The sequence below is a fragment of the Sciscionella sediminilitoris genome (genome assembly GCF_000737195.2).
GTDB lineage: Bacteria > Actinomycetota > Actinomycetes > Mycobacteriales > Pseudonocardiaceae > Sciscionella > Sciscionella sediminilitoris.
Map to the genome: position 1 here is coordinate 1 of NZ_JALM01000161.1, position 3,954 is coordinate 3,954.

Genomic DNA, 3,954 nt, shown 5'->3' on the forward strand with positions numbered 1-3,954 from the left:
GTGTGGGACTACTTCACCACGCGCCGCCCCCAGATCGTGGTCGACCGCCCGGACTACTACCACATCGACTGGGACGATCGGCCGGTGCGGCAGCATCGCATCCGGTGACCGGCGAGATCCCGGCGCGGACCGGTCGCTGACCTTCCGGAGTCCGGACAGTCGGCTGTGCGGGACCTCTCGGCGACGGAAACCGGGGTCAGCGTGCCGAACGGGATCGGCCGCCGAGCAAGTGTGCGACGAGCCGGTAGATCAGCAGCAGAATCACGGCACCGAGCAAGCCCAGTCCCCAGGTACGCAGATCGAAGAAACTGCCGAGATCGGTGTGCAAGAAACGACGGCCGAGGAAACCGCCCAGCAGGGCACCGGCCACACCGATCAGGAGCGTCACGATGACACCACCGGGGTCGCGACCGGGCAATATCAACTTCGCCAACGCACCGACCACCAGTCCCAGCACGATCCAACCCAGAATGCCCAACTCGGTCACCATCCTCTCGTCATTCGATCGATCCTCACGCCATTCCCGCGCCGCGAAGCTGCGAAACCATGTTCGGTGACCGATCCTCGCGCCGGACGAACGCTGCATACCGCGAGGAACGGACACCGGAAGCGTCAGAGTTCGACATCCGGGTGCAGCCGCGAGACGGTCCAGACACGTTGCCGCCGGATCGCGAGTGCGGTCAGGGACAAGAACAGTACGCCGAACCCGGCCAGCACGCCGAAATCGCGTATCAGATGCGAGGTGAGGCCGCCGGAGATGGTGATCCGCAGTCCGTCGATGAGATAGGTCATGGGCAGGACCGGGTTGAGTGCCTGGAAAAACCCGGGTGCGGTGGGCATCGGATACAGTCCGCCGGACGAGGTCAGCTGCAGGATGAGCAGCACGAGAGAGAGAACATCGCCCGGCACGCCCAGCGCGGTACGCAGAAAGTGGTCGACCGCGACGAAACTCGCCGCGCCGACGGCCAACAGTAAGACGGTCAGCCAGGCGTGTACCGGGTCGAGGCCGAGGCCGAGATCGACCACGGTATAGAGCACCAGCGCACCCGCGATCCCGAGAGCGGCGGCGGGCAGCCAACCGGCGAGGGCGAGCGTGGAAGCACGGACTCTGGCGGCAAGGGCACGGAGATTGACCGGACGCAAAAGCAGATACGCGAACAGGCCGAACACCCATAATGCGATACCGAAGAAGAACGGCGCGAGACCGCGCCCGTACACGCCGGCGGGATGCAGGTTGCTCCGCTCGATGTGCACCGGTGAGCTGAGGACTTCCGCCGAGCGGGCGACCTGGTCGGGATCGGTCGGCGGGATTCGCTTCCGGCTGTCGTCGACCGTGCCCGCCAGATCAGTGGCGGCATCGCGAGCCTGATCGGCGGCTGTGTGCAAGGTACCCGAGCCCTGGTGCAGGACCTCGAGCCCGCGAGTCAGCGTGCCCGCACCGGCGGTCACCGTATGCGAGCCGGTGTCGACCAGGTGCACGGGTGTCTGCAGGTCGAGCACCTGTCGCTGCAGGGAGCCGGTTCGCGACTGGATATCCCTCGCCTGCTGCAGTGCCTCGTGCGCTTGCCCGGCCGCGCTGCCGGATTGCGCGTCCACGCGGCCGGCTCCGGCGTCGAGCTGCTTCGCGTGCTCGATGGTTCTCGCGTACAGCGGGTCACCACGCAGCTCGGGGTGCGCGTTCGCGAGCCCGTTCAGGTCCGCGACAGCACGCCCGGTCTGCTGCTTGACCCCGGTGGTTCCCGCGTGCACGGTATCGAGTCCTTGGCTGGCCAGTCGTGCCGTGTCGACAAGGCCACCGGTCACCGCGGGCAGGGCCGTGGCCGCCGTGCCGGTCAGCTTGCCTGCCATGGTGTCGAGCCGACCCGCGGCTTCGGCGATCTGGCCGGTGCCCTCGGTGATCTGACCGGCGCCGGTGTGTAGCGCGGCGGTGCCCGAGGTCAGGCTCGCGCTGCCCTCTTCGGCGACCTGAGTGGCTCCCACCAGCCGGTGAGCACCGTCGGAGGCGGTCGTGAGTTTATCGCGTATCCCGGACAGCTCACCGTAGATACTGCGCACGTACGCGGCGTGCGCGGCCGCATTGACCTGGTCCTGGAGTTTGGTCTGCACGACTTCCGTCATGATCCCGGCCAGATAGTTGTTCGCATCGTTGAGCCCGATCATGATCTCGGCGTGCTGCGGGTCCGGATTCGCGGCCGTGGCCAGCTTGGCGCTGAACTCCGGCGGAATGGTCACCGTGAAGAAATACCGGCCGTGCGCCAGCCCGTCCCGGGCATCGGCAGCGTCGGTGACGTTCCAGTCGAACGTTTTCGATGCTTTGAGCTGCTGGACGATCTGACCGCCCGCGTCGACTCGCTGGCCCTGGCTGGTGTGCGCCAGCTGGTCCTGGTCGACCACCGCGACCGGTACCCGGTCGATCTTGCCGTACGGGTCCCAGTTGGCCCAGAGGTACGTGGCTCCATACAGCAACGGCACCAGGATCAGCACCACGGGCACCACCTGCCGCAGCGGTCCACGAAAACGGCGGAGCTCCAGCCAGGCCAGCTTGATCGCGGTCATATCTGCCCGTCCCTCGCTCGGCGACTCACGGATTCGGTGGCAACCGGTCCTCGCTGCGCCGCGGCAACGCAACCAGAACCGGCGGAACAGCCAACCTCGGCGGTGGGGTCACGGTGCTGGCCAGCACCGTGACCCCCGTGCGGCATACCCGCGCCAGCGCCTGCCACACCGTGTCGCGCTGACCCGCGGTGCAGTCGGCATCGACGTCGTCGACCAGTACCGCGGCAGGGCGCTGCGCCAGCGCCAAACCGAGCGCGAACAGTATCCAATCGTCCGAGGACAGTTCCCCGACGAGCGCACCGGCCCGAGGGGCGATATCCAACATCCCGAACGCCTCCCGCATGCGCTCGTCACTCGCGCCAGGACTGATCCAGCGTCGTTCTGCCATCACCTCGCGCACCCGCAGCCGCGGTTCGAGCCGCCCGGCGGGTCCGGCCGAGGCCACCGCTACGAGCTCACGTACCCGGCGCTCCTCGCCGGGCAACCGGTGTGCACCGACCCGCGCCGCCCCGGTGGCCGGTCGCATCCGGCCGGACAGCGTCAGCAACAGCGAGCTGCGCCCCGAACCGCCAGGACCGTGTACCACCAGGAGTCCGGCTGCGGGAACGTCGACATCCACGCCCTCGAACACCGGCCCGCGCCGCCCCCGCACGCTCAACCCGCGTGCGGTCAACGCGACACTTTCGGCAGACATCCCAGTCACGATAACCAACGGATCAGGATTCGCCTTCCACTCGGCACGGCGAGTTCATGGATTCCGCACTCCGGGTATCGGGTTGTTCTTCAGGAATCTCGACAGCAGAGCGGCGACGACCGCACGAGCGTGCTCGCGGGCGGCGTCTTGCGTACAGCCACGTCCCTCCGCATCGCCGGCCCGGCGGTAGAACTCTTCGAGCCCGAACGTTCCCCGGCCGCCGGATTCCGGAAGCGCCTCGGCGACCGACGGTGGCAGCTGCGCGGCGAGGTCAGCCGGTTCGTTCCCGGCCAGGCGCTGACCGAGCACTGTCAAGGTGGCTTCGGTGGCGTTCCGCGCGTGCTCGTCATCGCTGAGACCGACCGGCGGCTTTCCACTTCCCTGTGCGAGGTTTCGCCGGCACCTTCGGTGGGCACACCAAATCACCGTAGGACCCAGGAAAGGAGCATCGATGCGGCGCCTGATCGACATACATCGGTAGAAACCGCCAGACCTCGACCAGGTTCATCCACGAGCCATGGGTTGGGGTTAAGTGGATGACGAATCGGGGGGTGCTGGGTCAGCCACTCGCGGACGGCTGTGTGTTTGTGCGCGGCGTAGTTGCCCATCACCAAGTGCAGCTCGACTGGGTCACCGGCATCGTCAACGACGTGACGGTAGGCCCGCTCGACTTGCTTGAGGAACGCTAGGTGTAGGAGGCCAGG

The 3,954-nt window shown here is 67.3% G+C and carries 5 protein-coding genes; 1 reads left to right on the forward strand and 4 read right to left on the reverse strand.

The annotated features are described in order from the left end of the window. Positions 1–196: 196 nt before the first annotated feature. The 4 genes from AD72_RS34560 to AD72_RS38015 form a co-directional block, all read right to left on the reverse strand. The gene (locus tag AD72_RS34560) at positions 197–478 is read right to left on the reverse strand and encodes a GlsB/YeaQ/YmgE family stress response membrane protein (protein WP_031470868.1); all 282 of its coding nucleotides are present in this window, start codon (positions 476–478) and stop codon (positions 197–199) included. Positions 479–612: 134 nt separating this feature from the next. Beyond that, the gene (locus AD72_RS34565; RefSeq protein ID WP_031470869.1) at positions 613–2,556 is read right to left on the reverse strand and encodes a YhgE/Pip family protein; all 1,944 of its coding nucleotides are present in this window, start codon (positions 2,554–2,556) and stop codon (positions 613–615) included. 25 nt (positions 2,557–2,581) lie between these two features. Beyond that, on the reverse strand, positions 2,582–3,250 hold the full coding sequence (locus AD72_RS34570; RefSeq protein ID WP_031470870.1) for an ATP-binding cassette domain-containing protein: 669 nt from the start codon (positions 3,248–3,250) through the stop codon (positions 2,582–2,584). Between the two features lie 54 nt (positions 3,251–3,304). After that, positions 3,305–3,721 (reverse strand): DUF2267 domain-containing protein, encoded by a 417-nt coding sequence (locus AD72_RS38015; RefSeq protein ID WP_255357222.1) that lies wholly within the window; start codon positions 3,719–3,721, stop codon positions 3,305–3,307. Positions 3,722–3,786: 65 nt separating this feature from the next. Here AD72_RS38015 and AD72_RS38330 point away from each other — a divergent pair, with 65 nt between their 5' ends. Continuing rightward, the gene (locus tag AD72_RS38330; protein WP_156365518.1) at positions 3,787–3,939 is read left to right on the forward strand and encodes a hypothetical protein; all 153 of its coding nucleotides are present in this window, start codon (positions 3,787–3,789) and stop codon (positions 3,937–3,939) included. Positions 3,940–3,954: the final 15 nt, after the last annotated feature.

Bases quoted from the DNA above. Each gene is read 5' to 3' on its own strand.
- AD72_RS38015 (WP_255357222.1), bottom strand. From the start codon at position 3,721: ATGTCGATCAGGCGCCGCATCGATGCTCCTTTCCTGGGTCCTACGGTG.
- AD72_RS34570 (WP_031470870.1), bottom strand. From the start codon at position 3,250: ATGTCTGCCGAAAGTGTCGCGTTGACCGCACGCGGGTTGAGCGTGCGG.
- AD72_RS38330 (WP_156365518.1), top strand. From the start codon at position 3,787: ATGACGAATCGGGGGGTGCTGGGTCAGCCACTCGCGGACGGCTGTGTG.
- AD72_RS34565 (WP_031470869.1), bottom strand. From the start codon at position 2,556: ATGACCGCGATCAAGCTGGCCTGGCTGGAGCTCCGCCGTTTTCGTGGA.